Below are 25,884 nucleotides of genomic sequence, written 5' to 3'. Positions count from 1 at the left end.
GGCTGCCCCCTAGGGATAGATGAAACTGGAAAAGTGCACCACGCTGTCCGGCCCCAGGCTCACACGGCCTTCCAGAGTCCCAGGCGTGTCGGCGCGCAGGGTCAGATACAACGTCGCGGTGCCATCGGTGCCGGTCTCCAGCTGCAGCGCAAGCCCCTGGCCCTCGGACCGGGAGCGCAACGGTTGGGGCTGCAGGGTCTCGAGGCTCGCTTCGCGAAACAGCTCTCCATCCAGCAGGACCTGTACCTGCCCGTTGTGCGGGCCACGTACCGTGATCTTCAGGTGTTCCGTCACGCCGCTGCGGCTCAAGCGCGCGTATTGCACCTGCACACGTCCGTCGGCGCTGCTGGCTTGGCCCTGGCTCAACGGGCCACGGCCAAACAGCCCCGCCAGGGCCAGCAGCATCACCAAGGACAACACGTACCAGCCGACCCGCTCGAAGCGCCAGACCCGCTGCTGCATGGCGATGTTTTCCTCGACCGGCTGGTGGCGTGAGCGCTGTTCATCCTCGGTCATGGTCAAGACTCCGCTCAGGCGCGTTCGCCGCGCAACCAGCGTTCGTGATAGTGCAGTAGCCGCGTCAGGCCATATAGCGCGCCCTGGCGCAACACTTCGGTGCGATCGCCGAAAAAGCGCTGGCTGCGGGTGAACACAGCAATCGATTCATCCTGAAACGCCCAGGCAAAGCACAAGGTGCCTGGTGCGATACCGTCGGTGCCGTCCGGGCCGGCCACGCCGGTGGTGGCGATGGCCACGTTGGCAGTACTGTCCTTGAGCGCGCCGAGGGCCATTTCCCAGGCCACGGCCTCGCTGGTCAGGCCGTAGCGTTCGATGGTCACCGGGCTCACCCCAAGCAGCCGTTGCTTGGCCTTGGGTGAATAGACCACGTAGCCGCTTTCCAGCGATTCGCCCACGCCGGGATGTTCCGCTAGCAACGCGACCATGCGCCCGGCGGTGCAGGATTCGGCGGTGGTCAGCACCAGGGCGTGTCGTTTCAGGTAATCCAATACGTGCTGCACAGGGTCTTCGCGCATCGGGGTTGCCTCGTTGGGGCCTTTTGCGATGGACGCCGGCCTCGGGCAAATGGTTCAGACCGTTGCGCCTTACCACCCGTCGGTGCGTATGACGGGCCGAACAAACCTTCGATCCTGACGCCGCCTCGAAAGCTTTAGTGACCCATCGATTGGCCAAGTGAGGAGGCGCACCATGCCCAACAAACCCCGCGACCAGTTCAGCATGCAGAACCCGCTGACTCAGTATCCGCACCCTCCATTCCCCGACCAGACCCAGGCCCCACCGGGGCTGGATGCGAGCATGCAGCCCAAGCCCGACCACGGCGAGGACACCTACAAAGGCTTCGGCCGCCTGGCCGGACGCAAGGCGCTGATCACCGGTGCCGACTCTGGGATCGGCCGCGCCGTGGCGATCGCCTTTGCCCGCGAGGGAGCTGATATCGCACTCAATTACATGCCCATCGAGCAGGCCGACGCACGCGAAGTGATCAAGCTGATCGAGGCCGAAGGGCGCAAGGCCATCGCTCTGCCGGGCGATCTGAAAGACCAGCGTTTCTGCAGCGAACTGGTCGATCAGGCCCACGAGCAGTTGGGCGGCCTGGACATCCTGGTCAACGTCGCCGGCAAGCAGGAGGCCCGCAAGGACATCAGCCAGATCAGCCACGAGCAGTTCGATCACACGCTCAAGACCAATGTCTATGCGTTGTTCTGGCTGTGCCAGGCAGCGGTGCCGTTGATGCCGGCCGGCGCGACCATCATCAACACCGCCTCGATCCAGTCCTACCAGCCGTCGGCCACCTTGCTGGACTACGCCACCACCAAGGCCGCCATCGTGGCCTTCACCAAGGCTTTGGCCAAGCAGGTCATCGAGCGTGGCATCCGGGTCAATGCCGTCGCCCCTGGGCCGATCTGGACCGTGTTGCAACCCAGCGGTGGCCAGCCCCCGGAGAAAATCCCAGAGTTCGGCTCGCAGACCCCGATGAAGCGCCCCGGCCAGCCAGCGGAGTGCGCGCCGCTGTATGTGCTGCTGGCTTCCCAGGAGTCGAGCTACATCACAGGTGAGGTGTTCGGTGTCACTGGCGGCAACCCGCTTCCATGAGCCGGCGCGAGTAAACCTTCCCGGCGCCGTGCAGTCCCTGAAAGTAAGGGCCCTGTAGGTGCTCAGGGCCAAGGAGGTGGCTGATGAGCTTCATCTGCCTGTTGCGCGGCTGCCAGTGGGGCGCCGTCCTGACCTGTGAATTCCCCGGGCTGCAGTGCCAATGCTGCGAGCGTTGTGGCGCGTTGCGCTACTGCCGGCCCGGTCAACCGTTTGAACCTGGAACCTAGGAGCTAAGCCATGGCCCGGGCAATCTGGAAAGGCGCGATCAGTTTCGGTCTGGTGCACATCCCGGTCAGCCTCAACACGGCGGTGCGCACCGAGCGCGTCGACTTCGACTGGCTGGACAAACGCAGCATGGAGCCGGTGGGCTACAAGCGCGTGAACAAGGTCACCGGCAAGGAAATCGACAAGGAACACATCGTCAAGGGCGTGGAATACGAAAAAGGCCGTTATGTGATCATCAGCGAGGAGGAAATCCGTAACGCCCGTCCCGAGGCGACCCAGACGATCGACATCTTCTCGTTCGTCGATGCCTCCGACATCCCGTTGCAACACTTCGACACCCCGTACTACCTGAGCCCCGACCGGCGCGGCGGTAAGGTCTACGCCCTGTTGCGCGAGACCCTGGAGAGCACCGGCAAAGTGGCCTTGGCCACCGTGGTGCTGCATACCCGTCAGCACCTGGCACTGCTGCGGCCGCTGGACGAGGCACTGGTGATGATTACCTTGCGCTGGCCTGAAGAGGTCCGTGGCCTGGAGACCTTGGAACTGGACAAAAGTGTCACCGATGCCAAGGTCGACAAGCGCGAGCTGGACATGGCCAAGCGCCTGGTCGAAGACATGAGCGGGCCGTGGACGCCTGAGAACTATCACGATGCGTTTCGCCAGACCATCCTGGACCTGGTCGAGGAAAAAGCCGCCAAGGGCAAGATCAGCGTGGTGGAGAAGGGCGAAGGCGCGGCGGTGCAGAAGGGGGCCGATATCGTCGACCTTACCGAACTGCTCAAGCGCAGCCTCGGTGGTGGCAAGAAAGCCGCACCGGAGAAAAAACCGGCCAAGCGTTCGCGCAAGGCCTCCTGAACGAGGGCCGCATCGCGGTCCATCGCAGGCTACGCCAGCGCCCACGACAGCTGAGTTCGCGCACCTTCGTGGCGAGGCCTGAGATGGTGCGCGAAGTGGCCCTCGTCATCCTGGGACCGAACCCTCCAGGCTCGCCAGGTAATCCCCAAACCCTTCTCGGGCCCTGCTATCGCGCCGGCTGCTGGTGGCCACGCTATGTCGGGCCGTCCAGACGATCTGCGCGCCGCTGGCCTCCAGCGCCCGCACCAGTTGTACATCCTCATGGGCGGGCAACGGCGCGAACCCGCCTGCGCGCTCATATGCTTGGGCACATACACCCAGGTTGGCGCCATGGACATGCCGGTGGTCCTCCCTGGCTTCGTAGCGGCTGCGGTAGTGCTGACGCAAGGCTGCGCTTTGCCATGGCTGCCAGCGCTCGACGTGCACGGTGCCGCACACTGCATCGGCTGAGAATTGCAGTTGAGACAGTAGCCAGTGCGCCGGTACCCGGCTGTCGGCATCGGTGAAGGCTAGCCATTGCGCGCCACGTTCGAGCATCCATGCCGCGCCCGTGCGGCGGGCGATGCCGACGTTGCCCGCATCCACCGCCAGGGTTGCCACACCATGGCGGAACGCAATCGCGGCACTGGCGTCGTTGCAACGGTCGAGCACCACCAGTATCTGCACCGTGCGGCCAGTGCGTTCGGCCTCGAGGGCGGCGCGTTTCACCGCGCGCAGGCAATGCCCCAGGCGCCGCGCCTCGTTGTGGGCGGGGATGACTACGCCGATCATGGGCAGGTCTCGTCCAGGTCCACCACGCTGGGCTGGCACGACCAATATTCGAGCAGAAAATCCGCCTCTTCATGACGCAACACTGGGTACAGCGGCAGGTGACGGGCGATCAGTTCGTGCACTTCGCGACCATCCTGCGGGCAGCCGACGATCGGGTGGCGCCAATGGCAGGCGAGCAAGCCGCCGTCATGGCTGAGGCTGGCCATCGATTGTTCGATTACCTGCAGCCAGTCGGTCGGGTCCAGGTAATAGCCGATCTCGCTCAGGACGATCAGGTCGAACTGGCCGCCGGGCCAATCGCCCGGCAGGCGGCCTTGTTCGACCTGAACGTGGGTGGCAGTCGCCAGGCGTTCGCGTGCAAGGCTCACGGCCGTGGCGTCGATGTCCTGGCACAGGAGCGTGGCGCAACGCTCAGCCAGCAGAATGCTCAGCTCGCCGTTTGCGCAGGCGGGCTCGAAGATGCGCCGATAACACTGTTGCGGCAGGCTGGCGAGCACCAGCTCGCGCTTGCGCCGCTCGTACCAGCGGGTGCGGAAGGCCCAAGGGTCGTCGCTGGTGGCGTACAGGTCGGCGAAATACTGCGCATCGAGGCTCATGGCGACTCCGTTTCCATTCAAAGCAGAACCAGTTCAAAAGGCTGCAACAGGCACTCCAGCAAGGTGGGCTTCAATACTGGCGCTCGTTCGCCGTCAGGCTGCAGTTGGCTCAGGTGCGCGGACAGCGCTTGGCGCTTGCGGGCCAGGCGGGTTTCATCCAGTGCGATGCGGTGAGCACGCGGCCAAGGCAGGCTAGGATCGTCTGCGCGTGCCCAATGCCACGCCCAGATAGGCACCTCGGCCAGTTGTACCTTGCGGGCTTGGCAGGCCTGGGCGGCAGCGCGACCGACCGCTTCGTGATCGGCATGCCCGTCACCGCGCCAAGTCGTCAACAGCAGGTCGTCGGCCTTGAGCAGCTGGCTAAGGTGATTGACCAGAAAGGCTTCGTCGCGGGGCACTGCACCGTCCTTCAGGTGCAGGCGCTGCCAGTCCAGCTGTGCAAGATCAAGGCCCAGCAGCTGCAGAGCCTGACGGCTTTCCAGCGGCCGATGCCGGCGCAGGCGGTGCTCGGTCCACTGGCTGGAGCCGGGGTGACTGGCCTCGCCGTCGGTGACGGAGATCAACAGCAAGTCGTGCTCGCGCCCGGCGAAACCTGCGAGCAGGCCACCGGCCATTAGGATTTCGTCGTCCGGGTGAGGGGCCACCAGTACCAGGCGTCGCCCGGGTGGGCACAGTTGATCGGGCGCGATCCACGTGGCCCGGGCCAGATGCGCGGCCTGTTGCCACTGACGCCAGGGTGTGCCGCTGCTGTTACTGATCGGGTCGTCGGTCATAGCTGCCATGCTCCGGCCGGCACCTGGGCCAGTTGTTGCCCGAGCGCTGCCAGGTCCCGTTCGGCATGGCTCTGGCGCAGGTACACCGGCAGGTCGGCGCTCAACCGGGCGAAGTGGCTGCTGCGGCAAAAGGGTGTGGCACCCAATGCTCGGCCTACATGGTGGATGACCTGCTCGACCGCGTGCTCGACCTGGGCGCGGGTGCGGCGCACCTCGAAGCTGGCGTCGGCGGTCGGCTGCCGGTCGATCCATCCGGCGCATTCGCGCAGCGCAGCGCGAGCACCGTATAGCGCGGCATCCACCGCACCCAGGTGTGCCTGGGCGTGGGCGTCCGGTGTCGGCTTGCGGCAATGCTCGCGCAGGTAATCCGCCAAGGCCTCGGCTGCGCCGTACCAGCAGGCGGCGATTCCCGCGCCGCCGTGCCAGAACCCAGGACGCTGGAGGTATTGCCCGGGGCGGCCCACGGCAATCCCCGGTGCATCGTCGAACCTGATCTCCACGCTGGTCGTGGTGGCCATGCCCACGGCTTGCCATTGTTCCACCTGGATACGCTGGTTGGGATGGGCCAGTTCGATCGCTACCAGCTGCGGTTGGCCGTCATCACCCCAGGCCGTGATCAGTGCCCGGTCGATCTGCAACGCACCGGAACACCAGGCTTTACATCCACCCAGTCGTACCTGATCGTCATGACGGGCGAGGATGCGGGCCCGGGCATCCGGCGGCTCTGCGGCCCACACGCCCCAGACGCCGTCGCCGACCAGGTGCGGCGCACCACATTCGGCGAGGATCGCCAGGGCATCGGTGTGCCCTTCGTAGAGCTTGGCCAGGGCCAGGTCGCAGCCGGCAATGCGGGCGAGGGTCTGCCAGCGCTGTAGCGTGTGTCCTTGACCGGGCAGTGGCAGCAGGTCGAGATGATCGGCCTGCAAGGCCTGCATCAGCACAGGCAACTGGGTATCGAGGTTCAACGCTTGGGGGCGTTCGGTGAACGTGCGCAGCAGGCGGTCGAGGTTGGTCAGGTCGAAATCCTGGACGATGCTCATGTACTGGGCTCCCCCGTGGTGTTCTTCTTCCAGCCGCGCAGGTTCATGGCGCACAGGCAGAACTGCAGCACGATCAAGGCCCAGGCCTGTACTTGCCAACCCCAGATCACCCACAGCACATTGCTGCTGATGAAGCAGCAGAAGCCCGCCCGGCGTCGACGTGGCTGACGGGAACCGATGCACCAGGCGGCCAGCACGGTCAGCAGCATGGCGGGCCATTGCAGAAGGTCGAGCAGTACCGCCATCAGTTCAGCCCCATCTGCTTGCGCATGCGAGCGGTGATCGACTGGCGTGTCTTGGCAAGATCCGCCCAAGGGTCGTCGACTTCCGCCAGACGCTCGGCCAGGTTGCCGATGTGCCATTGGTTGGCGCCCTTGAGCTGGGGTAACTCCTCGCGCCAGATCGGTACAGACACCGGCAGGCCCTCGCGGGCGCGCAGGGAATAAGCGCTGACCGTGGTCGCGCCTTTGCCGTTGCGCAGGTAGTCGATGAAGATGCGCCCGACCCGGTTCTTGGGGCCGGACACTGCGCTCAGGCGCTCGGGGAAGAGCCGGGCCAGGTATTGGACGATGGCGTGGCTGAAGTCTTTCACCTCATCCCAGCCTGCGCGGCGCGTCAGCGGCACCACCAGGTGCATGCCTTTGCCACCGCTGGTCTTGAGAAACACTTTCAGCCCCAGTTCGTCGAGCAGGGTGAGGGTCAGTTGCGTGGCTTCCAGCATGGCCTTCCAAGGCAGCGCCGGGTCCGGGTCCAGGTCGAGGACGAAGCGATCGGGTTTGTCGAAGTCCTTGTCGGTGCCGTTCCAGGTGTGCAGTTCGAGCATGTTCATCTGCACCGCCCCCAGAAGGCTTTCGGCACTGTTGAGGATCATTGCCGCCTGGCCAGCCTGGGCCTTGCTGTAGCTCACCACGTCTGGAATGTGCAGTTGCCCGGCGTTTTTCTGGAAGAACAGCTCGCCGCCCAGGCCCTCTGGGGCACGCACAAGGGCTACGGGGCGATCCTTGAGCTGCGGCAGGATCCACGGCGCGACCTGGGCGTAGTATTCGGCGACCTGGCGCTTGGTCACGCCGCTGCTGGCATCGATCACCCGGTCCGGATGGGTCAGGCGCAGGTCACCGAGCGTGGTCTCGGGTGAGGGCTTGGCGACGCGGGTCTTGGGCATGGCGCGCTCCAGGTCGATGGCGGTGGCGGGTTTGTCATCGCGCAGGCCATGGAACACCGAGTGGCGCACCACGCCGTCACGGGTCATCTGGGCATAGGCGACCTCGGCCAGCAGCTGGGGTTTGAGCCAGTGCACTCCGCGGGCATCGGCACCGGTCGGCGGCTTGGCCAGGGCGGGCTTGTCCACCTCCAGCGGCTTGAGTCGGGCGTGGATGCTGTCCAGTGTGGTGGTGCTAAAGCCGGTGCCGACCTTGCCGGCGTAACGCAACTGGCCGCTGTCGTTGTCGTGCAGGGCAAGCAGCAGCGCGCCAAAGCCGTTGCGACTGCCCTTGGGCTCGGTATAGCCGACAATCACGAACTCCTGGCGTTGCTTGCACTTGAGCTTGATCCAGTCGCTGCTGCGCCGGCCGCTATAGGGGCTGTCGGCGCGCTTGCCGATCAGGCCTTCGAGCTCCAGGCGACAGGCGCTGTCGAGCAGCGAGTCGACGGGCTGGTCGAAGTCGGCCGAATATTTCACCTGCTCCGACTCACGGCCCTCCAGCAATTGCCGCAAGGTCTCGCGTCGATCCTGCAACGGCACTTGGCGCAGGTCCTGGCCGTCGAGAAAGGGCAGGTCGAACACGTAATAGGTGATGCGCTCGTCATGCTCGGTATCGAAGGCGTTCTGAAGGGCCTGGAAGTCGGCCAGGCCGTTTTCCCCGGCGACCACCACCTCGCCATCGAGCCAGGCGGACTTGAGCTTTAGATCGCGCAGGGCCTGCACCTGGTGCGGCATCTTCGCGCGCCAATCGTGGCCATTGCGGGTGAACAGGCGCACGTCCGACCCCTCGATACGGGCGAGGATGCGGTAGCCGTCGAACTTGACCTCGTAGCGCCAGTCGCCGACCGGCGGAGCATCCACCAGCGTCGCCAGTTGCGGTTGCAGATGCTCGGGCAACTCGGCTTTCTTGGCGTTGGCTACCCGTGTTCGGGGGCTGGCCGCGCGCTTGGCTGGCGTTGCCTGGGCCTTGGCCCGACGCGGCAGCAATGTGCGCTCGCTGAGCACGCTGTCGGGCTGGGCTTCGACGATGCTGTAGTCGCTTTCGCTGCGGGCTTGGTCGTCGTCGGACTTGACCAGCATCCACTGCTCCTTCTTGCCGGCCAGGTGGGTGCGGAACAGGTTCCAGACCCCGGCGAGCTTCTCGCCTTGCAGGCGGAAACGCAGCTTGCCCTTGGCATAGGCACTGCGAGGATCACCCTCCGGCTCCCAGACACCCCGGTCCCAGACGATCACATCGCCGGCCCCGTAGTGCCCTTCGGGGATATGACCTTCGAAATCGGCGTAGTCGAGCGGGTGGTCCTCCACATGGATGGCCAGGCGCCGAACCTTTGGGTCCAGCGAGGGGCCCTTGGGAATGGCCCAGCTCTTGAGGGTGCCGTCCAGCTCCAGGCGAAAGTCATAGTGCAGATGGCTGGCGTCGTGTTTCTGGATGCAGTACTGCAAGGCATGCGCCGGCCTGCCTCGGCGTCGGGTGCCGGCCGGCTCGGGCGTGGCGTTGAAGTCGCGCTTGCGCTGGTACTCCTGCAGGGGCTTGGCCATGGCGGGCTCCGGGAGGTTCGCGGGTCTCTAGATGTGGGAGGGAGCGTTACGCTTGAGAGTTCAGATTTTTTACCGCGGCTGCGCCGCCGGGCAGAAAGTCTGAATCATTGTCCAGCCCCGGCAGTCGATCGCATGAACCCACCTGACGGAGAGCCCAGATGCCCCAGCCAGACGATCCGAAAACCAGGACCCCGGTTGAAATCGACGATACCGAGGACCGGATGGGCAGTGTGCGTGAGCTGGATTTCAGCGACCGCCAAGACGAGCGCGAAGGCCGCGCGGGGGACGAGCGCCCGGCCCAAGAAGTCGCCCAGGAATACCCACCAGAACGCGTGGCCGAAAGCGGCATGACCGGCGGCGAAGCCCTGAGCGACAGCCTCCATGAAGACAACGTCACCCTCGACGACCTGAGCCCGGACACGCTCTACGACCAGACCGGCGCCCGTGACCCGCACGAACCCGGTGCCGGCGGCCCGGCAGACAAGACCCTGCGCAGAGTGCAAGAGCACGAGATCGGTGGCGGCATTGGCCTGGACGAGGCCGAACTGGCCCGCTCCGCACCCCTGGATGGCGAGCCGTGGACCGACGAGGTTTCGCCGACCGATGAAGACGATGAAAGGAGCTGACCATGACCGAGCAACGTTGTGCCTGTAATCATTGTTCCTGCACCGTGGATGCCAATGCGATCCTGCAGGATGACAAAGCCTACTGCTGCGAAGCCTGCGCCACCGGTCACCGCAATGGCGAGCCATGCCGCATGGCCGATTGCAACTGTGCCGAGATGGTCCAGCCCAAAGAAACCAACGTGGATAACGCGCTGGACGAAACCTTCCCGGCCAGCGATCCGATCTCGCCTTGACCGTCGTGGGGGCCGCCAGGCGGCCCCCTTGCTCAGGCCGCCCGCCGCAACGCGTCGATCAGCTCAGCCTTGCGCATGGTCGAGCGCCCCGGGATGTGCTGCTTGCGCGCTCGGTCCATCAGTTCGGTCTTGGTCATGTCTTCCAACTGCTGCCCAGGCCGAGGCACGCCACGGCGCGTTGCCGCAGCGCGTTTGGCCGACGATTCACGGGACTTTTGCTTGGCCTGAGGGCTTTTCTTCTGGCCGGAGCCGCCCTTGCGCTCCCCACCGCCCGACTGTTTGTTGACCGTGGCCCAGGCGCGGGACTCGGCTTCGTCCTTGGACACGCCCTTGGCTTCGTAGCTTTCCTCGATGTGCTCGGCCTTGCGTTTCTGTTTGTCGGTGTATTTGTCTTTGTCTCCACGTGGCATGGCGGTTATCTCCCTGGTGTTGGAAATCGCTGTCGACTACTACGGCTGAACGCTCGCCAAGCCCCGTCGTTCCTCGGTTTCGACCGACGGTCAATGGGTTTGCCAGATCCCGTCATTGCGTTCGCAGTCGGCGCGTGCCTGGCCCAGGCTCGGTGTGTCGTAGTAGTAGGTGATCACTCGGGCGTCCTTGGGCAGGGCCGGGCGTGTCGAAGGTTGGTCGCGCCCGGCAGCGTTGGGGTTTGCCAGCGACTCTTGAGTCAGCGGCGCGATGCAACTACCGACGCTGCCATCGGCGCAGCGGGCGACGGAGCGCTTCTGGGTACTGAGCATGTCCTTGCTCTCGTTGCTGCACGACCAGGCGATAGCTTCGGCGGGCATGTTGCTGTAGCTGTAGCAGGTGTGCCGCTCCACAGGCTTTACCGCGTCGCTGGAGGAGCGGGTGAGCACGTCGCAGGCCTCGGCCAGCGCCTGGGTGCTGGCCAGGCTGGCGAGCATCAACAGCACAAAGGGAAAACGCATCGGACACCTCCCGGCCCGGGGGCCTTCGTCAGGTCTTGCGCAAGGCGGCCTTGCCACGTTGGCGCAGGGTCTTGGCGCGTTTTTCCAGCACCAGGTAGATGACCAACGCCACCAACAAGGGAATCAGGTAGTAAAGGGTGCGATAGCCCAGCAGTGCGGCCACCAGGCTGCCTTGGCCGAGCTGGCCATGCAGCAGCGCGAGGAACACCGCCTCCAGCACACCGAGCCCGGCGGGAATGTGCGCGACCACCCCAGCCACGCAACTGATCAGCAGAATGCCAAGGATCGATGGGTAGAACAGGTCATGGGGTAGCAGCCAGTAAATCAGTGCCGCCATCAACGCCCAGTTGCTCATGCCCAAGGCCACCTGGCACAGCGCCAGGCGCAGGGAGGGCAGGGTCAGCTCGTGGCCACGCAGGCTCCAAGTGCGGCGTTTGGCGAAGCCGCAGGCCAGCAAGTAGCCCAGCGCCAGAGCCAGCAAGGCGATGCCGATCAGTTGTAGCCCGGTGGCGCCTACCGCCCAGTTTTCCGGGAGCTTGACCAGGCGCAGGGCGAACACGCTGCCGGCCAGCAGCATGTAGCCGACCCAGTTGGTCAGCAGGCCCAAGGTGAGGATTCGGGTAATGGTCGGTGTGTCCAGGCCCAGCCGGCTGTACAGCCGATAGCGCAGCGCCACGCCGCCGACCCAGGTAGTGAAATTGAGGTTGAAGGCGTAGCACACGAACGCCACCGGCAACACCTGGCGCGCCGGCAGGTGGTGCCCGGTGTAGGCGCGGCCCAGCAGGTCATAGCTGGCGAACGCCAGGTAGCTGGTGAACGCCAGCACCAGGCCCACGGCCAAAGTGCCGGGTTTGTAGGCCAACAGCGACTGACGCACTTCGTTCCAGTCCAGGTTGCGCGCAAGGCTGTAGAGCAGCACGGGTATCAGGACGACGAACAACAGGGTCAGCAGGCGCTTGCCCCAGGTGTGCCAGGCTTTGCGTTCCATCAGGTGTTGCCCTCGTGATAGGTGCCTGAAGCCTGCGCGCCCGGTGTCACCGATTGCAGTTTCTGGCGGTGGGCAGGGAACCAGCCGGCAATCTTCGGGAAACGCCGGATCACGTGGAAGCACAGGAAGATCAGCGGTGCCCGCCACCAATAGCCTCGCACCATGCGCTCCAACGTCACCGCCTTGCAGTGCTGATGGGCCAGTTCGTCAAGGTGCTGGTAAAGCCGCTGGTTGAAGGTGCGGTCGCGGATCAGCAGGTTCGCTTCCAAGTTGAACGACAGGCTCAGCGGATCGAGGTTGCTCGAACCCACCGTGGCCCACTGGTCGTCGACCAGCGCGACCTTGCCATGCAGCGGGCGCTGGCAGTACTCGTGGATCTTCACGCCGTCGCGCAGCAGGTAGTTGTACAGCAGGCGCGACAAGGCCCGGACCCAACGCATGTCAGGCTGACCCTGCAGGATCAGCCTGACCTCGACGCCACGCCGGGCGGCATTGCGCAGCTCGCGCATCAAGCGGTAACCGGGGAAGAAATAGGCATTGGCCACCACGATACGCTGACGCGCCAGACGAAAGCCTTCGAGGTAGTAGGCCTCGATGTCGTTGCGGTGGCGGCCATTGTCGCGCTCCACCAGCACGGCGCTGGCCGGACCGCAAGGGTCGGTGACAGGCCGTACCTGGCTCGGTGGTTCCAGCACCGGGGACAACAAACGACGACTCGACGCATGCACCTGGGCGACCACCGGGCCTGTGACCTCCACGGCGTAATCCTGCTTGGCCATGGGGCCGAAGTCGCCCAGGTGATCGGCGCTGTAGTTGATGCCGCCGATGAACGCCCGCTCACCGTCGATCACGACGATCTTGCGGTGCAGGCGGCGGAACAGGTTGGTGCGCATGCCCGCCAGGCGCGGCTGTGGGTCAAAGGCATGAAAGCGGACACCGGCTTCGGTCATCGCCGAGATGAAGGCGTCCGGCAGGTCGGCCGTGCCGTAGCCATCGGCGGCGATTTCCACGCGAACACCGCGCCGGGCGGCATCGATCAGCACTTGCTGAAGCCGTTGGCCGACCTTGTCGTCATAGATGATGAAGGTCTCCAGCAGGATCTCTTCCCGGGCCTGGGTCATGGCCTGGAACACCCGTTCGTAGTAGGCCTCGCCGTTGATCAGCAGCTCGACCTGGTTGCCATCCACCCAAGGCCGCTTCATAGGCTGATCTGCGCGGCGAGTGGGGCGTGGTCGGAGAGATGCGACCACGGGTATTTGGACAACACCTGGGCTTTGCTCGAGGTGGCGTTGCGCAAGTAGATGCGGTCCAGGCGCAGCAATGGCAGGCGCGCCGGGAAGCTGCGGGCGGGTGTACCGAACGCCTCCACCAGGCGCTGCGAGAGCAGCGCATCGGCCTTGCGCCGCCAGTCGTTGAAATCCCCGGCAACGATCACCGGGGCGTCAGGCGGCAGGCTGTCGAGCAGCTCCAGCAGCAGGCGTACCTGGTTCTGCCGATGGGCCTCGCGCAGCCCCAGGTGCACGCACACCGCATGCACCTCTTCGTGTCCGGGCACTTCCAGCTGGCAATGCAGCAGGCCGCGTTGTTCGTTGCCGGCAATGGAGACGTCGAGGTTGTGGTAGCGGGTAATGGGGAATTTGGACAACAACGCGTTGCCGTGGTCGCCATGGGGGTAAACCGCGTTGCGACCATAGGCGAACTGCGGCCACATGCTGTCGGCGAGGAATTCATATTGCGGCGTCACCGGCCAGGCGGGGTGTCGCTCGGCGTGGTGCTGATGACTGCCGTGGACTTCCTGGAGAAACACCAGGTCGGCACCGGTGGCGCGCACCGCCTCGCGCAGTTCGGGCAGGATGAAGCGCCGGTTGAACAGGGTAAAGCCTTTGTGCACGTTGATCGTCAGCACGTTCAGCTGGCGCACGGCAGTGACCTTGTCGATGATGCAGCGGGGAGCAGGCATGGTCTTGTTCACAGTTCGACCTCCGGTTCCACCCCGGGCTCGGTCACCAGCTCGCCGGCAAGGCCGAGCTTTTCCAGCAGCCGCCGGGCGTCGTAGGGGGCATGGACTTTCTGGTCATTGTCGAAATAGCAGTAGATGTCCCGCGAGGCTCGCTTGTGCGGCGCGCGCTGGACGATCAACTCGGCGTCATTGGGCTGGCCACCCTGGCTCCAAGCCAGGATGCGTGTCTTCCAGCGCCGCAAGGCTCGGGCGGTATAGCCGCTGCTGTAGAGCTCCACGTCCCCGTGCAGGCGCATGTAGACGAAATCGGCGGTGACATCCTCGGCATAGGGCCACTTGCCGGCGCTGTCGGCCACCACCAGCGCCACGTTGTGGGCGCGCAGCAATTCGACGAAACCTTCGCAGAGAAAACTCGGGTGACGGATCTCCACCGCGTGGCGCAGCGGTGCATTGCCGTCGATATCGGTGCCGCCGTTGTCGCGCAGGCGTTCGGCGCAGTGTTTGGCACAGGCACGGGCTGCGGCGCGATCGTGGGGCAACTGTTGGAAAAATTCGGCAAAACGTGCTTCGTCGTACTTCATGCTCGCAGGGAACTGCCAAAGCACCGGGCCGAGCTTGTCGCCCAGCAACAATGGGCCTGATGCGAAGAAGTTGGCCAGCGGCTCTTCGATCTCCTTGAGCCTGCGTACATGGGTGATGTAGCGCGGCGCCTTGACCGAAAAGACGAAGTCATCAGGTGTCTCGTCGCGCCAGTTGCAATAGCGCTCGGGCGTTTGCAGGGCATAGAACGAGCCATTGATCTCGATGCTGTTGACCGCACGCGAGGCGAACGCCAGTTCGTCGTCCTGACGTAGGCCTTTGGGGTAGAAGTCCTTGCGCCATGGGCCATAGCGCCAGCCGGAAATACCGATACGGATATCGCTCACGGTGCCTTCCTTCGCTCAGGGTGGTTTTGCGCGACGTGTGCCGCATCACTCTTGATGTGCGACCGGCAAGCCCTGGCGAGGGTTCAGGATGTTTGACGAGTGGCGCACGCTAGCTCAGCAAAGGGTGCAGGGCGCGGAATCCTTCGGCTTCTTCGACCAGCCAGTCATGCACGGCGCGTGCGCCTGGCTGGCTCAGCCCGCCAGGCGGGTAATGGAGCATGTAGCGCTTGTGGTTGGCGATCGGCACGCCGAAGGGCACGATCAGTGCGCCCCGCTCCAGCTCGTCGTTGAGCAGGGTGCGCCGGGCAATGGCCACACCGACGCCGGCGATGGCGGCCTCGATGGTCAAGTGGTTGCGATTGAAGGTGTGTCCACGTCGCACATCCAGGCTGCCGGCGCCGATGCCTTCGAGGTAGAACTCCCATTCGGCATATTCCGAGCTGCCACGCCAGGCGGTGATGTCGTGCAGTAACGGGTAGTGCACAAGGTCTGCCGGGCCATGCAGCGGCGGGCGGCCACGCAGCAGGGCGGGGGAGCAGACCGGAAAGATCTGCTCGTCGAGCAGGGGTGTCGAGAGCATGCCGGGGTAGCTGCCATCGTTGAGGTCGATGGCCAGGTCGAAATCCTCTGGGTTCAGGGCTTGGTTGCTGTCCTCGGCCACCAGGCGCAATTCGATGTCCGGGTAGCGCTGCTGGAAGCGGGGCAGGCGAGGGGTGAGCCATTTGGCCAGGAACGAGGGGATCGAACGCAGGCGTAGGGTGCCGCGGATTTCGCCGGCGTCCAGGCGCAGCAGTTCGGCCTCGATGTTGCCATAGGCCTCGGCCACGGTCTGCGCCAGGCGCTGGCCTTCAGCGCTCAGCTCCACGCCCCGAGCCCGACGCAGGAACAACCGATAGCCCAGGCGCTCTTCCAGTTGGCGCATCTGCTGGCTCACCGCACCGGGGGTGATGTGCAACTCCTGCGCGCAGCGGGTGAACGACAGATGCCGTGCCGCGCAGGAGAACACATGCAGCCAGACGAACATCTGGCCATTGAGTTGTCGCTTCATCGTTTAGCCTTGCTAAAGCCTTGCTTAGGAACTTTCGTTGGTCATTACCCGACGGACGAGTCAGTATCACGCAATATCGTAGTCTCGTTCAATTTTCTCGGAGGGGCGGTCGACGGCTAAACGGCCCGTCACGCCCAGGTATTAGCATGGCTATCAGTGTTTTCGACCTCTTCAAAATCGGCATTGGCCCGTCCAGTTCCCACACCGTGGGCCCGATGCGCGCGGCGGCGACTTTCGCCCAGGCGCTTCGCGAACGGGGTGTGCTGACGCAGGTGACGCGGGTCGAGGTGCGGCTGTATGGCTCGCTGTCGGCGACGGGCGTCGGCCATGCCACCGACCGCGCCTGCTTGCTCGGATTGATGGGCCAATGGCCAGATCGCATCGATCCGCAGAGCATCGAGCCGCGCATCGCACAGGTGTTGCAGGAGCAGTGTCTGATACTCGATGGCAGCCATCCCGTAGCGTTCGAGTATGCCCGGGACCTGCTGCTGCTCGACGAGAGCCTGCCTTACCACCCTAATGCCATGAGTCTGGAGGCGTTCACCGAACAGGGCAGCCTGTTCTCCCAGACCTATTACTCCGTCGGCGGTGGCTTCATCGTCGAACAGGCCGAAATCGATGCGCCCCAAGGCGATACCGACTTGGTCAAATTGCCCTATGAATTCAACAGCGCGGCTGAGCTGCTGGCCCTGTGCAAGGCCCACCAACTCAGCGTTGGCCAGCTGATGATGGCCAACGAGTGCGTCTGGCGGCCTGAGGCCGAAGTCCGGGAGGGGCTGCTGAAGATCTGGGCAGCGATGGGCGAATGCGTGAACAACGGCCTGCGCAACGAAGGCATCCTGCCAGGCGGGCTGCAGGTCAAGCGCCGGGCAGCCAAACTGCACCGCAGCCTGCAGGAGCTGGGCAAGCCCAATGTCATCGGCTCGACCTTGAGCGCCATGGAGTGGGTCAACCTATATGCCCTGGCGGTCAATGAAGAAAACGCCGCAGGCGGGCGCATGGTCACCGCGCCCACCAACGGCGCGGCGGGGATCATTCCGGCGGTTCTGCACTACTACATGAAATTCAACCCAGGCGCCTGCGATGACGATGTGGTCGCGTTCCTGCTGGCGGCCGCGGCGGTGGGCATCCTGTGCAAGAAGAACGCGTCGATTTCCGGCGCGGAAGTCGGCTGCCAGGGCGAGGTCGGATCAGCCTGCTCCATGGCGGCAGCGGGCCTGGCCGAAGTGCTGGGCGCTACGCCCGCGCAACTGGAGAACGCCGCCGAAATCGCACTGGAGCACAACCTGGGGCTGACCTGCGACCCGGTCGGTGGCCTGGTCCAGGTACCGTGCATCGAGCGCAACGCCATTGCCGCAGTCAAGGCGATCAACGCGGTACAGATGGCCCTGCGTGGCGACGGCGAGCACTTCATCTCCCTGGACCGGGTGATCCGCACACTGCGTGACACCGGCGCTGACATGCATGCCAACTACAAGGAAACCTCCCGCGGCGGGCTGGCCGTGGCGTTTGTCGAGTGCTGAGGCAGACCCTGCATCCAGCTTTGTTCGCGGGTAAACCCGCCGCCACAGGGATTGCGCAAGTCTAGAAAGCGGCGCAATCCCGGTGAGCCTAGCTTTACCTGCGACTGTTCGCTCTCCCAGATACGGGCTTATTTGAGCAATACCCGGCGCTTGGTCAGCTCCCCGTCGTCCCCGCCCGGCCAGTGCAGCTCCACCAACACCTCGGTCTGGCTACCGTCCAACGAGGGCCGCACCTGAAGCATGGCGAAGTTCTTCGAGCCGGCCATGGCGTACCAGCGCTCGCAGACGATGTCCTTGACGCCGGGCATGCTGCCGCCTGCGCTGATCGCGAGCTTCAGCACGCCAGGGGCCGGCATGCGAGAGATGGCACTGGAGGTGACCTGGAACACCTTGGCAGCCGGATAGCGCTTGTGCAGCAAGCGGAACACCGCCGCGCAATGTACATCGCCGCTAAGGAACACCACCGGCTTTGCGCTGTTGCCCAAGGCCTCGAACACCGCATCCAGCAAGCGTTTGCGTTCGCCCTGGTTGCTTTCATGGTCCCATTCGTCCATGCAATCGTCCTTGAACGATCCGATGTCGGCGTAGTTGGTCACGGCGTTGCGCCAGTGCATGACCGGCACCGGTGACACCACGAACACTGCGTCGGCTTTTTGCACCGGTGCGCTCTTGAGCCAGGTGGCAAAGCGCGCCATCTGCTCGCTGCCAAGCAACTTGCAGGGGTCTTTGGCCTCGATGTCGTGATGGCCGCGCATGTCCAGCACATAGAACGCCGACTTGCCTTGCTCGAAGGCATAGTCCCACTGGCAGGCGTCGGGATTGTCCAAGTCGATCGGCGTGGGTGGGTTGTGGCTGTGCTCGTACTCGTAGTACACCCGGCAAGCGGCGCGCCACATGAGATCCACCAGCATTTGGTTGGTCGTGGTGTTGTTGCTGCGCTCGAACAGCAGCGAGATGCGCTTGCGCCGTTCGACTTTGGTCAGCGAGCCCCAGCCGTCCATGATTTCGTGATCGTCCCAGATCATGTACTGGGGCAGGCGTTCATAGATCTCCCGCTGGGCCGGCACGTTCCAGTAGACCCGGTAGAACCAGCGGTAAAGGTTGCATAGGTAGCGCTCGATGCCCGCCTTGTCGTAACCCTTGCCTTTGCCCTTGCTGTACGCCTGCAGCAGTTCGTCCTTGTTGTCCTTGAGCCATTCCCAGATATCCAGGAAGCCGTTCTTCTTGTTGGTGTCCACGTACACCTGGTCGCCACCGCCGATGACGAAGCTGGCGCGCTGGTCGGCCAGTTGCTGATGCATCAGCGGCCAGGCACCGGCACTGCCGTCGGCACTGATCGGGTCGTGGCAGCTATAGAACCCGAAGGTGAGGGTGTCGGACGCCTTCGGAGGGGTCACGAAGAAGCGCGGCCGATCGCCGCCGATCTCGGTGCGCCGACCGATCTTGCCGGCGTCGGTTTCGTCGCTGATCAACGCGTAGTAATAGGTAGTGCCGGGCTTGAGGCCAGTGACATCGAAGACGCCGGTGACATCGGTGTCGAAGTTCAGCGTCTTGGCCTGCAGATAAACAGGCGTGACGCCTTGGTCTTTGAAATACCGAGGGACGGGCAACTCGCCCAGGCGGACCATGTCGCCGCGCATCGGCTCGGTGGTGACCGCCAGGTACCAAGTGCCTGGCCGGTACAGGCGTACCCACAGGCGGGTACTGCTGGGTGTGGTGGCGCCGATCAGGGCGGCGCTCGAAAGTTTGGGGTATTTGCTTTCGTTGGAGGTGGGGTCAAGCAGGGGCATGGATCCATCCTGGGTTCTCACGGTGTTACCGGCCAGTAAAGCCGAGTTTTGCCGTTTCGCTCGTTCCGGAACTGGCCGGTGTCATGCCAATGTTCAATGCCAACCCCCCACGTCATGGGCAAGCCCACAAATCGGGTGCAAGTCGCCCAGGCCTGCACCTGATCTGCGGGGCTCTAGAGGGCGGTCAACCCAGCACTTCCCGCAACCGGTACCACAGCATCCCCAGGGCCAGCAGCGGCGAGCGCAGGGCCTTGCCGCCGGGGAAGGTCAGGTGGGGCACGGCGCTGAACACATCAAGGCCCTGGCTGTGGCCCACGGCGATGGATTCGGCTAGCAGTTTGGCGGTCCAGTGGGTGACGTTCAGGCCATGGCCGGAATATCCCTGGGCGTAGTAAACGTTGGGATGCTGGTTCAACCTGCCGACCTGAGGAAAGCGGTTGGCGGTGATGCCGATCATGCCGCCCCACTGGTAATCGATGCGCACCTCGCCCAGTTGCGGAAATATCTTGAGCACCTTGGGCCGCATGTAGGCCGCGATGTCCTTGGGATCGCGGCCGGAGTAGTGGCAGGCGCCGCCGAACAGCAGGCGGCGGTCGGCCGTGAGGCGGTAGTAGTCCAGGCCGACCTTCTGGTCGCACAGCGCCATGTTCTGCGGGATCAGCGCCTTGGCGACGTGCTCGGGCAGGGGTTCGGTGGCGACCACGTAACTGCCGGCCGGCAGCACCTTGCCGCTCAGGCGCGGTTCCAGCTCGTCCAGGTGCGCATTACAGCCGAGCACCAGGCTGTTGGCGCGTACCTTGCCGCGCGCGCAGTGCAGGGTCACGGTGGGTCCGTGCTCGATGCGCTGCACTGGGCTCTGCTCGAAAATGCGCACGCCCAGTTGCTCGGCCGCGCGGGCTTCGCCTTGGACCAGGTCAAGCGGATGCAGGTGACCCGAGCCCATGTCCACCAGGCCGCCGGCGTACTGGTCGCTGGCGACCACCTCGCGGATTCGCTCGGGGCCGACCAGGCGGGTTTCGTGGCGGTAGCCCAGCGCGGCCAGATCGTCTTGCTCGTCCTTGAAGGCGGCGAACTGCGCGGCGGTGTTGGCCAGTTCGCAGAAGCCCCAGCGTAGGTCGCACTCGATGCCGTAGCGGGCAATGCGATCGGCCACCAGCTCCACCGAATCGATGCCGGCCTGCTTGAGGTAGCGCACGCCATCCTGACCGACGAAGCGGGCGAAGCCGCTGACGTCATGGCCAATGCCGCGGATCAATTGCCCGCCGTTGCGCCCGCTGGCGCCCCAGCCGATGCGCCGGGCTTCGAGCAGGATCACCGAAAGGCCACGCTCGGCGAGCTCCAGCGCAGTGTTGACCCCCGTCAGGCCGCCGCCGACCACGCAGACATCTGCGCTCAGCTCGCCTTCGAGCGTGGGGTAGGGCGTCGAGCTGCGTGCGGTGGCAGCGTAGTAGGACGCGGTGTGTTGGGTAGTAGGCATGGCTCGTGCTCGGCTCAGCGGTTGGACTTGATCTTGCTCCAGGAGCGGGTCATGACGCGCATGATCTTGGGGCTCGGGGTGCTGGAGACATACAGCTTGTCCAGCACGTCCTGGGACGGATAGATCTCGGGGTTGTGGACCAGGGAGGCGTCCATGTAGGCCTTGGCGTCCGGGTTGGCGTTGGCGTAGCCGACGGTGGCGCTGACCTTGGCGATCACTTGCGGGTCGAGCAGGTAGTTGATGAAGGCCAGGGCCTGCTCGGGGTTGCTGCTGTCCTTGGGGATGGCCAGCAGGTCGAACCACAAGTTGCTGCCTTCTTTGGGAATGCTGTAGGCGATCTTCACGCCATTGTTGGCCTCCACCGCGCGGCTGGCGGCCTGGAACACGTCGCCCGAGTAGCCGAAGGCCACGCAGACATCGCCGTTGGCCAGGTCCGAGACGTACTTGGAGGAGTGGAAGTAGGTGACATAAGGGCGCAGCTGCATCAGGCGCGCTTCGGCCTTGGCATAGTCGGCGGCGCTTTCGCTACGGGGGTCCATGCCCAGGTAGTTGAGCACGGCTGGAAAGAGTTCGTCAGGCGAGTCCATGAAGGCCACGCCGCACTGCTTGAGCTTCTTGAGGTTCTCCGGCTCGAACAGCACCGCCCAGGAATCGACCTTGTCGATGCCCAGCACTGCCTTGACCTTCTCGACGTTGTAGCCGATGCCGTTGGTGCCCCACAGGTAGGGCACCGCGTAACGGTTGCCCGGGTCGTTCTGCTCCAGTTGCTTGAGCAGCACGGGATCCAGGTGTTTCCAGTTCGGCAGTTTGTCGCGCTCCAGCGGCATGAAGGCGCCGGCCTGGGCCTGGCGCGCCAGGAAATGGTTGGAAGGCACGACCACGTCGTAGCCGGTGCGTCCGGCCAGCAGCTTGCCTTCGAGGGTTTCGTTGGAATCGAACACGTCATAGACCACCTTGATGCCACTGCTGGCCTGGAAGTCGGCCAGGGTAGTGTCACCGATGTAGTCGGTCCAGTTGTATACGCTGACGCTCGGCTGGGCCTGGGCGGTGGCGCCGAACACCAGGGCGAATGCAGCGGGAATCAGGGTTTGCAAATGACGCATGTCGACACCTCGTTGGTCTTGTTCTTTGAATGCGGTGTAACAAAGGTTTCACTGCCCAAGGGCAGCACGTAGTCCCGTGGGCGCGGGGGCACCCGTGAATGCGATGGCACACACACCGGTGCCTTCGCAGGTGACCCCGTGCCCACGGACGTGACAGGAATCAGACGCTCAGCAGCAGGAACTCACGCTCCCAGGAGCTGATCACACGCTTGAAGTTCTCGTGCTCGGCGCGCTTGACCGCCACATAGCCCTGGACGAACTGACGTCCCAGGTATTCGTGCAGGGTCTGACAGTCTTCCATGTGCTGCAGGGCATCTTCGATGGTGATCGGCAGGCGTAGGTTGCGCCGCTCGTAGGCGCGGCCTTGCACCGGCGCGCTCGGCTCGATCTTCTCGACCATGCCCAGGTAACCGCACAGCAAGCTCGCGGCGATCGCCAGGTACGGGTTGGCATCGGCACCCGGCAGGCGGTTTTCCACACGCATGGCCTCGGGGCTGGAGGTCGGTACGCGCAGGCCTGCGGTGCGGTTTTCCTCGCCCCACTCGACGTTCACCGGTGCCGAGGTGTCCGGCAGGAAGCGGCGGAACGAGTTGACGTTCGGCGCGAACATCGGCAGCACCTTGGGGATGTACTTCTGCAGGCCGCCGATGTGGTGCAGGAACAGCTCGCTCATGCTGCCGTCTTCATTGGCGAAGATCGGCTTGCCGGTGGCGATGTCGACCACGCTCTGGTGCAGGTGCATGGCGCTACCCGGCTCGTCGGTGATCGGCTTGGCCATGAACGTGGCAGTGACGTTGTGCTTGAGCGCGGCCTCACGCATGGTGCGCTTGAACACGGTGATCTGGTCGGCCAGATCCAGTGCGTCGCCGTGACGGAAGTTGATTTCCATCTGCGCCGGGCCGTCTTCGTGGATCAACGTGTCCAGGTCCAGGCCCTGGATTTCGCACCAGTCGTAGACGTCTTCGAACAGCGGATCGAATTCGTTGGCCGCGTCGATGGAGAACGACTGGCGGCCGCTTTCGGCACGCCCCGAACGCCCCAGTGGGACTTGCAGCGGCAGGTCCGGGTCTTCGCAGCGCTGAGTCAGGTAGAACTCCATTTCAGGTGCCACGATCGGCTGCCAGCCCTTGTCGGCGTACAGCTTCAGGACCTTTTTGAGCACGTTGCGCGGCGACAGCTCGATCGGGTTGCCGTGCTTGTCGAAGGTGTCGTGAATGACGATAGCAGTCGGCTCGATGGCCCACGGAATCTGGTACACCGCCGAAGGGTCGGGGCGGCAAACCATGTCGATGTCGGCCGCATCGAGCAGGTCGTAGTAGATGTCGTCATCGACGTAGTCGCCAGTGACCGTCTGCAGCAGCACGCTCTCCGGCAGGCGCATACCGCGCTCGTGGAGGAACTTGGCAGTCGGCGCGATCTTGCCGCGGGCGATGCCGGTCAGGTCGCTGATCACACATTCGACTTCGGTGATCCGGTGTTCTTTCAGCCAGGTGGACAGCTGATCGAAGGGGGCGTTCATACAGACCTCTTGGTTGGGTTTTATGGGCGAGTCCGCGTTGGAATCTTCCCAGGCGACGCGCTGAGGACTATCTTGGTCGCAGCCCCCAGGGGTGATCTATCCATTTTCTTCGGCAACAAATGCACCAAAAGAGTGCATAAGGGACGCGCGCGTGACAACGCCCAATGCCTTGCAGGTCCAGGCTTTCCACACCAACGATGTGACCGAACAGGTGCGCGCGACCCCTGGCTGGCAGCAGCAATACCGGCAAATGTCCCCAGGGCATTTCAACGGCCAGTTGCGCTGCCTGGGGCTCGATGGCGTGGAGGTCTACGAAGAACGCCTCAATACTCGAGTGGAGCAGTTCTTCCGCGCTCCGAGCGGGTCGCTGGCGTTCTGCTTCGACCGCAGCGAGAACAGCCTGTACCTGCTCAACGAGGACAGCCGCAACATCTGGATCACCCCCGAGAACTACCAAGAGGTGGCCGTTGTGTTCGACCAGGCGTTCATGGCCCGTCACGGCCTGGATGTGAAACGCCTCGACGGGCTGTTCATGGTGCCGCTGGGCAGCGGCCAGAACGCGCTGTTCGGCAGTTGGCTGAGCGCCACCCTCACGCGACTGGCCGATGCCGACAGCCCGCTCGAAGGCCAGGCTTTGGCCGAGCAACTGCTCGAAGACTGTCTGTTCATCCTCGACAATGCCTGCCAGCGCCTGCAAGGCGACGCCCTGGGCAGACGCGACGAGGAGCGGGCGATCATGCGCCGGGTCAGCGAATGGGCCGCCGACTGCCCGGAAGAAACCCTCAATCTGATGGAACTGGCCCAAGTGGCCGGGGTTTCCCTGCGCCAGTTGCAGCAGGCCTTCAAGGCCTTCACCGACATGCCGCCGGGGCAGTGGCTGCGCCTGCGCAGGCTCAATGGCGCGCGGCGCGACCTGCTGCGTCATGGGGCCGGGGGTGTCACCGTGGCCGAGGTGGCCATGCGCTGGTCATTCTGGCACCTGGGGCGGTTTTCCGAGAGTTATCGGCAGCTGTTTCAGGAGCTGCCGAGCGAAACCCTCAAGCGCGGGCGCGGGTAGTTTCCGTCAGTCGCCATTCTTTGCCGTGGCAGGTGTCTGCAGCCGGCGGGTTTCCTCTTCGATGAAGCTCAGCAATGCGGTGACTTCGGTGTCGCCCAGGCGCAGGTTGGGCATCGCCAGGCCTTTGTATTGTGTGTACAGCAGCATGGCCAGCGGCTCTTTCTCGGCCAGCATCTGATCGGGTTCCTTCAACCAGCGCACCAGCCAGCGAGGATCGCGTTGGCGGGTCACGCCCAGCAGGTCCGGGCCGATGCCGCCCGCGCCGTTGGGGCCGGCATCGCCAAGGCTGTGGCAGGAAGAGCAGCGGGTCCTGAAGATCTGCTCGCCACTGCTGGGCGTGCGAATGTCGACGGCTTCGGCGACGGCAGGTGTGTCGGCCTGCTTCCAGTTTTGCAGGCTCTTGCCCAGGCGATCGGCGAGGATGTACGGGCTTTCGAAGGGGGAGGCCTTCATCCAGCGGCCGGTGGCCTGGTTGCCGATGATCAGGCTTAGGTTGTGGTCCTTGGAGCGGCCATTTTCCAAGCCTTCGATGAACAGCCCAAGGCTGCGGCGCAGCAGTTCGATGTCGTCGGGCTCGCCGGTCAACAGGGTCCAGCCTGGGCCGATGCCGAACTTATCGGCGTAGCGCTTGAGGGTGGCCGGCGTGTCGTTGTAGGGGTCGATGCTGATCGAGTAGAAGAAGATGTCCTTGCCGACTCGGTCGCCGAGCAGCTTCTGCACCTGCCGAAGCCGCGCGGTTTCCAGGGGGCATGAGTCAGTACAGCCGGTGAAAATGAAGTTGATTGCCACAACCTTGCCCTCGATAAGGTCGTCGAAAAAGCGCACTGGCCGACCGTCCTGGTCGAGCAGGCGGATGTTGGGGAAGTAGTCCCGGCCCCAGGGCGTGGTTTCAACCACGTCCTGGGTGGCCTGGGGCGGCCAGTAGGGCATGCAGACCACCAACAGCAGCATCAGGTGAGCACGCGTGAGACGCCGAAACCAGCCCATGGTCGTGCTCCTGTCTCAGCGAATGGTGAGCGGTGCGGTGATGCTTTGCCCAAGCGCCGAACGCACAGTCACTGTAGGCGGCGAGGCAGGGCCTGCGCCGACGGTGGTGACCGACAGCCGCCAGCGTGCGCCGGTGGTGGTCGCTGTCAACGTCGCAAGGCCCAGGTCCAGCGTGCCGTTGGTGGTCGCCACGGTCACCCGGATGCTGTTGCCGGTGGCTTGGGAAGTGGTCCCGGACACCTCCCAGGTCCAGCGGTTGTTGCTGCGTACCTGCGCCGTGGCGCTGGTGACCTGCAGCTCGTCCGCCGCCGCATCGGCGGTCACCGCGACACTGACCATGGCCGGCGTTAGCGACACCGCGCCCAGCGTATCCCGTGCGGCATAGGTGAAGCTGGCGGTGAAGGGGGCTGCGACCGTCTGGGGTGGCGTGTAGGTCACCTGGGTGCCGTTGCTGCTGACGGTGCCCTTGCCAGAGTCAGGCTGGGCAAGGTCGACCACCGTCAGCGGCAGGTTGCGCTCAGGGTCGGTGTCGTTGGCCAGCACATTCACCGTCACTGGCGTGCCGGCCGTGGTCGACGCGGCGTCGGGCATGGCCACCGGCGGCTT

28 protein-coding genes (1 of these 28 running past the window's edge) are annotated in these 25,884 nt (G+C 64.5%); 7 read left to right on the top strand and 21 right to left on the bottom strand.

Annotated elements, in window-relative coordinates; translation table 11 throughout:
* Positions 1-9: 9 nt before the first annotated feature.
* Together J5X93_RS14005 and J5X93_RS14000 are read right to left on the bottom strand one after the other, a co-directional pair.
* Positions 10-516: a hypothetical protein gene (locus J5X93_RS14005; protein WP_182943186.1), complete on the bottom strand. Its 507-nt coding sequence runs from the start codon at positions 514-516 to the stop codon at positions 10-12.
* A gap of 14 nt (positions 517-530) precedes the next feature.
* Positions 531-1,034 (bottom strand): CinA family protein, encoded by a 504-nt coding sequence (locus tag J5X93_RS14000; protein WP_043214498.1) that lies wholly within the window; start codon positions 1,032-1,034, stop codon positions 531-533.
* Positions 1,035-1,206: 172 nt separating this feature from the next.
* On the opposite strand from J5X93_RS14000, the gene J5X93_RS13995 reads away from it, so the two are divergent.
* The 3 genes from J5X93_RS13995 (at position 1,207) to ku (ending at position 3,192) form a co-directional block, all read left to right on the top strand.
* Complete coding sequence (locus J5X93_RS13995) at positions 1,207-2,112, top strand: SDR family oxidoreductase (RefSeq protein ID WP_182815158.1); 906 nt, start codon at positions 1,207-1,209, stop codon at positions 2,110-2,112.
* A gap of 83 nt (positions 2,113-2,195) precedes the next feature.
* Positions 2,196-2,339 (top strand): PSPA7_2676 family Cys-rich small protein, encoded by a 144-nt coding sequence (locus J5X93_RS28315; protein ID WP_279614947.1) that lies wholly within the window; start codon positions 2,196-2,198, stop codon positions 2,337-2,339.
* Between the two features lie 10 nt (positions 2,340-2,349).
* Positions 2,350-3,192 (top strand): non-homologous end joining protein Ku, encoded by an 843-nt coding sequence (gene ku, locus J5X93_RS13990; protein WP_043214494.1) that lies wholly within the window; start codon positions 2,350-2,352, stop codon positions 3,190-3,192.
* Positions 3,193-3,297: 105 nt separating this feature from the next.
* Here the strand turns inward: ku and J5X93_RS13985 are convergent, their stop codons facing one another.
* Genes J5X93_RS13985 through ligD form a run of 6 tightly spaced genes read right to left on the bottom strand, consistent with a single transcriptional unit; the run spans position 3,298 to position 9,112 of the window.
* Positions 3,298-3,963, bottom strand: coding sequence for a glycosyltransferase family 2 protein (locus J5X93_RS13985; protein ID WP_090342908.1), 666 nt, complete (start codon positions 3,961-3,963; stop codon positions 3,298-3,300).
* Positions 3,960-4,559, bottom strand: coding sequence for a class I SAM-dependent methyltransferase (locus tag J5X93_RS13980; RefSeq protein ID WP_182815156.1), 600 nt, complete (start codon positions 4,557-4,559; stop codon positions 3,960-3,962). The genes J5X93_RS13985 and J5X93_RS13980 overlap by 4 nt, the downstream gene beginning before the upstream one ends.
* Positions 4,560-4,576: 17 nt before the next feature.
* Positions 4,577-5,332 carry a PIG-L deacetylase family protein gene (locus tag J5X93_RS13975; protein WP_043214491.1) on the bottom strand — a complete coding sequence of 252 codons (756 nt, stop codon included), beginning with the start codon at positions 5,330-5,332 and terminating at the stop codon, positions 4,577-4,579.
* Positions 5,329-6,372 carry an acyl-CoA dehydrogenase family protein gene (locus tag J5X93_RS13970; RefSeq protein ID WP_043214489.1) on the bottom strand — a complete coding sequence of 348 codons (1,044 nt, stop codon included), beginning with the start codon at positions 6,370-6,372 and terminating at the stop codon, positions 5,329-5,331. Before J5X93_RS13970 ends, J5X93_RS13975 begins: the two co-directional genes overlap by 4 nt.
* The gene (locus J5X93_RS13965) at positions 6,369-6,617 is read right to left on the bottom strand and encodes a hypothetical protein (protein WP_043214486.1); all 249 of its coding nucleotides are present in this window, start codon (positions 6,615-6,617) and stop codon (positions 6,369-6,371) included. Before J5X93_RS13965 ends, J5X93_RS13970 begins: the two co-directional genes overlap by 4 nt.
* Positions 6,617-9,112, bottom strand: a complete 2,496-nt coding sequence (ligD, locus tag J5X93_RS13960; RefSeq protein ID WP_182943188.1) for a DNA ligase D — start codon at positions 9,110-9,112, stop codon at positions 6,617-6,619. Before ligD ends, J5X93_RS13965 begins: the two co-directional genes overlap by 1 nt.
* A 158-nt stretch (positions 9,113-9,270) precedes the next feature.
* Between ligD and J5X93_RS13955 the strand changes: the two genes are divergently transcribed.
* Both J5X93_RS13955 and J5X93_RS13950 read left to right on the top strand, forming a co-directional pair.
* Positions 9,271-9,738, top strand: a complete 468-nt coding sequence (locus J5X93_RS13955; RefSeq protein WP_043210599.1) for a hypothetical protein — start codon at positions 9,271-9,273, stop codon at positions 9,736-9,738.
* Positions 9,739-9,740: 2 nt separating this feature from the next.
* Positions 9,741-9,971, top strand: a complete 231-nt coding sequence (locus J5X93_RS13950) for a metallothionein (RefSeq protein WP_043210595.1) — start codon at positions 9,741-9,743, stop codon at positions 9,969-9,971.
* Between the two features lie 32 nt (positions 9,972-10,003).
* Here J5X93_RS13950 and J5X93_RS13945 read toward each other — a convergent pair whose 3' ends face one another.
* The 7 genes from J5X93_RS13945 to J5X93_RS13915 form a co-directional block, all read right to left on the bottom strand.
* Positions 10,004-10,381 (bottom strand): Rho termination factor N-terminal domain-containing protein, encoded by a 378-nt coding sequence (locus tag J5X93_RS13945; protein ID WP_043210592.1) that lies wholly within the window; start codon positions 10,379-10,381, stop codon positions 10,004-10,006.
* Between the two features lie 90 nt (positions 10,382-10,471).
* On the bottom strand, positions 10,472-10,900 hold the full coding sequence (locus J5X93_RS13940; RefSeq protein WP_043210590.1) for a hypothetical protein: 429 nt from the start codon (positions 10,898-10,900) through the stop codon (positions 10,472-10,474).
* Positions 10,901-10,928: 28 nt separating this feature from the next.
* On the bottom strand, positions 10,929-11,888 hold the full coding sequence (locus J5X93_RS13935) for a lysylphosphatidylglycerol synthase domain-containing protein (RefSeq protein ID WP_090342902.1): 960 nt from the start codon (positions 11,886-11,888) through the stop codon (positions 10,929-10,931).
* On the bottom strand, positions 11,888-13,090 hold the full coding sequence (gene clsB, locus J5X93_RS13930) for a cardiolipin synthase ClsB (RefSeq protein ID WP_043210587.1): 1,203 nt from the start codon (positions 13,088-13,090) through the stop codon (positions 11,888-11,890). Before clsB ends, J5X93_RS13935 begins: the two co-directional genes overlap by 1 nt.
* The gene (locus J5X93_RS13925) at positions 13,087-13,860 is read right to left on the bottom strand and encodes an endonuclease/exonuclease/phosphatase family protein (RefSeq protein ID WP_043210585.1); all 774 of its coding nucleotides are present in this window, start codon (positions 13,858-13,860) and stop codon (positions 13,087-13,089) included. Before J5X93_RS13925 ends, clsB begins: the two co-directional genes overlap by 4 nt.
* Positions 13,857-14,774, bottom strand: a complete 918-nt coding sequence (locus tag J5X93_RS13920; protein ID WP_182943192.1) for a DUF72 domain-containing protein — start codon at positions 14,772-14,774, stop codon at positions 13,857-13,859. Before J5X93_RS13920 ends, J5X93_RS13925 begins: the two co-directional genes overlap by 4 nt.
* A gap of 109 nt (positions 14,775-14,883) precedes the next feature.
* A complete protein-coding gene (locus tag J5X93_RS13915; RefSeq protein WP_043210581.1) occupies positions 14,884-15,822 on the bottom strand; it encodes a LysR substrate-binding domain-containing protein in 939 nt (312 codons plus the stop codon).
* Positions 15,823-15,968: 146 nt separating this feature from the next.
* On the opposite strand from J5X93_RS13915, the gene J5X93_RS13910 reads away from it, so the two are divergent.
* Complete coding sequence (locus J5X93_RS13910) at positions 15,969-17,345, top strand: L-serine ammonia-lyase (RefSeq protein ID WP_182943194.1); 1,377 nt, start codon at positions 15,969-15,971, stop codon at positions 17,343-17,345.
* A gap of 128 nt (positions 17,346-17,473) precedes the next feature.
* On the opposite strand, the gene J5X93_RS13905 is transcribed toward J5X93_RS13910, so the two are convergent.
* The 4 genes from J5X93_RS13905 to J5X93_RS13890 all read right to left on the bottom strand — a co-directional run bounded on the left by J5X93_RS13905 (position 17,474) and on the right by J5X93_RS13890 (position 23,234).
* On the bottom strand, positions 17,474-19,135 hold the full coding sequence (locus tag J5X93_RS13905) for an alkaline phosphatase D family protein (RefSeq protein ID WP_090342896.1): 1,662 nt from the start codon (positions 19,133-19,135) through the stop codon (positions 17,474-17,476).
* A gap of 184 nt (positions 19,136-19,319) precedes the next feature.
* Positions 19,320-20,612 (bottom strand): NAD(P)/FAD-dependent oxidoreductase, encoded by a 1,293-nt coding sequence (locus tag J5X93_RS13900; RefSeq protein WP_182943196.1) that lies wholly within the window; start codon positions 20,610-20,612, stop codon positions 19,320-19,322.
* Positions 20,613-20,626: 14 nt separating this feature from the next.
* The gene (locus J5X93_RS13895; RefSeq protein WP_102082054.1) at positions 20,627-21,715 is read right to left on the bottom strand and encodes a polyamine ABC transporter substrate-binding protein; all 1,089 of its coding nucleotides are present in this window, start codon (positions 21,713-21,715) and stop codon (positions 20,627-20,629) included.
* A gap of 160 nt (positions 21,716-21,875) precedes the next feature.
* On the bottom strand, positions 21,876-23,234 hold the full coding sequence (locus tag J5X93_RS13890; protein ID WP_043210572.1) for a glutamine synthetase family protein: 1,359 nt from the start codon (positions 23,232-23,234) through the stop codon (positions 21,876-21,878).
* 151 nt (positions 23,235-23,385) lie between these two features.
* Here J5X93_RS13890 and J5X93_RS13885 point away from each other — a divergent pair, with 151 nt between their 5' ends.
* The gene (locus J5X93_RS13885) at positions 23,386-24,291 is read left to right on the top strand and encodes a helix-turn-helix domain-containing protein (RefSeq protein ID WP_043210571.1); all 906 of its coding nucleotides are present in this window, start codon (positions 23,386-23,388) and stop codon (positions 24,289-24,291) included.
* Positions 24,292-24,297: 6 nt separating this feature from the next.
* On the opposite strand, the gene J5X93_RS13880 is transcribed toward J5X93_RS13885, so the two are convergent.
* Together J5X93_RS13880 and J5X93_RS13875 are read right to left on the bottom strand one after the other, a co-directional pair.
* On the bottom strand, positions 24,298-25,278 hold the full coding sequence (locus tag J5X93_RS13880) for an SCO family protein (RefSeq protein WP_414628449.1): 981 nt from the start codon (positions 25,276-25,278) through the stop codon (positions 24,298-24,300).
* A gap of 15 nt (positions 25,279-25,293) precedes the next feature.
* A protein-coding gene (locus tag J5X93_RS13875; RefSeq protein ID WP_414628453.1) for an Ig-like domain-containing protein crosses the window boundary here: on the bottom strand, positions 25,294-25,884 show its 3' portion. 2,748 nt of this gene lie beyond the right edge of the window; only the last 591 of its 3,339 coding nucleotides appear in the window; the start codon falls outside the window, past its right edge — the gene reads right to left on this strand; its stop codon occupies positions 25,294-25,296.

Source organism: Pseudomonas sp. BYT-1 (genome assembly GCF_023611805.1).
GTDB classification, from domain to species: Bacteria; Pseudomonadota; Gammaproteobacteria; order Pseudomonadales; family Pseudomonadaceae; genus Aquipseudomonas; species Aquipseudomonas guariconensis.
The sequence above is the reverse complement of the archived record's forward strand: the minus strand, read 5'-3'. Positions and strand labels throughout refer to the sequence as shown.

Excerpts from the sequence above, each read along its gene's own strand:
- J5X93_RS13890 (WP_043210572.1), bottom strand. The coding sequence starts at position 23,234 with ATGAACGCCCCCTTCGATCAGCTGTCCACCTGGCTGAAAGAACACCGG.
- J5X93_RS13995 (WP_182815158.1), top strand. The coding sequence starts at position 1,207 with ATGCCCAACAAACCCCGCGACCAGTTCAGCATGCAGAACCCGCTGACT.
- J5X93_RS13955 (WP_043210599.1), top strand. The coding sequence starts at position 9,271 with ATGCCCCAGCCAGACGATCCGAAAACCAGGACCCCGGTTGAAATCGAC.
- J5X93_RS13940 (WP_043210590.1), bottom strand. The coding sequence starts at position 10,900 with ATGCGTTTTCCCTTTGTGCTGTTGATGCTCGCCAGCCTGGCCAGCACC.
- J5X93_RS13975 (WP_043214491.1), bottom strand. The coding sequence starts at position 5,332 with ATGACCGACGACCCGATCAGTAACAGCAGCGGCACACCCTGGCGTCAG.
- J5X93_RS13965 (WP_043214486.1), bottom strand. The coding sequence starts at position 6,617 with ATGGCGGTACTGCTCGACCTTCTGCAATGGCCCGCCATGCTGCTGACC.
- J5X93_RS13910 (WP_182943194.1), top strand. The coding sequence starts at position 15,969 with ATGGCTATCAGTGTTTTCGACCTCTTCAAAATCGGCATTGGCCCGTCC.
- J5X93_RS13935 (WP_090342902.1), bottom strand. The coding sequence starts at position 11,888 with ATGGAACGCAAAGCCTGGCACACCTGGGGCAAGCGCCTGCTGACCCTG.
- J5X93_RS13915 (WP_043210581.1), bottom strand. The coding sequence starts at position 15,822 with ATGAAGCGACAACTCAATGGCCAGATGTTCGTCTGGCTGCATGTGTTC.
- J5X93_RS13980 (WP_182815156.1), bottom strand. The coding sequence starts at position 4,559 with ATGAGCCTCGATGCGCAGTATTTCGCCGACCTGTACGCCACCAGCGAC.
- J5X93_RS13900 (WP_182943196.1), bottom strand. The coding sequence starts at position 20,612 with ATGCCTACTACCCAACACACCGCGTCCTACTACGCTGCCACCGCACGC.
- J5X93_RS14005 (WP_182943186.1), bottom strand. The coding sequence starts at position 516 with ATGACCGAGGATGAACAGCGCTCACGCCACCAGCCGGTCGAGGAAAAC.
- J5X93_RS14000 (WP_043214498.1), bottom strand. The coding sequence starts at position 1,034 with ATGCGCGAAGACCCTGTGCAGCACGTATTGGATTACCTGAAACGACAC.
- J5X93_RS28315 (WP_279614947.1), top strand. The coding sequence starts at position 2,196 with ATGAGCTTCATCTGCCTGTTGCGCGGCTGCCAGTGGGGCGCCGTCCTG.
- J5X93_RS13880 (WP_414628449.1), bottom strand. The coding sequence starts at position 25,278 with ATGGGCTGGTTTCGGCGTCTCACGCGTGCTCACCTGATGCTGCTGTTG.
- ligD (WP_182943188.1), bottom strand. The coding sequence starts at position 9,112 with ATGGCCAAGCCCCTGCAGGAGTACCAGCGCAAGCGCGACTTCAACGCC.
- J5X93_RS13905 (WP_090342896.1), bottom strand. The coding sequence starts at position 19,135 with ATGCCCCTGCTTGACCCCACCTCCAACGAAAGCAAATACCCCAAACTT.
- J5X93_RS13950 (WP_043210595.1), top strand. The coding sequence starts at position 9,741 with ATGACCGAGCAACGTTGTGCCTGTAATCATTGTTCCTGCACCGTGGAT.
- ku (WP_043214494.1), top strand. The coding sequence starts at position 2,350 with ATGGCCCGGGCAATCTGGAAAGGCGCGATCAGTTTCGGTCTGGTGCAC.
- J5X93_RS13945 (WP_043210592.1), bottom strand. The coding sequence starts at position 10,381 with ATGCCACGTGGAGACAAAGACAAATACACCGACAAACAGAAACGCAAG.
- clsB (WP_043210587.1), bottom strand. The coding sequence starts at position 13,090 with ATGAAGCGGCCTTGGGTGGATGGCAACCAGGTCGAGCTGCTGATCAAC.
- J5X93_RS13970 (WP_043214489.1), bottom strand. The coding sequence starts at position 6,372 with ATGAGCATCGTCCAGGATTTCGACCTGACCAACCTCGACCGCCTGCTG.
- J5X93_RS13985 (WP_090342908.1), bottom strand. The coding sequence starts at position 3,963 with ATGATCGGCGTAGTCATCCCCGCCCACAACGAGGCGCGGCGCCTGGGG.
- J5X93_RS13895 (WP_102082054.1), bottom strand. The coding sequence starts at position 21,715 with ATGCGTCATTTGCAAACCCTGATTCCCGCTGCATTCGCCCTGGTGTTC.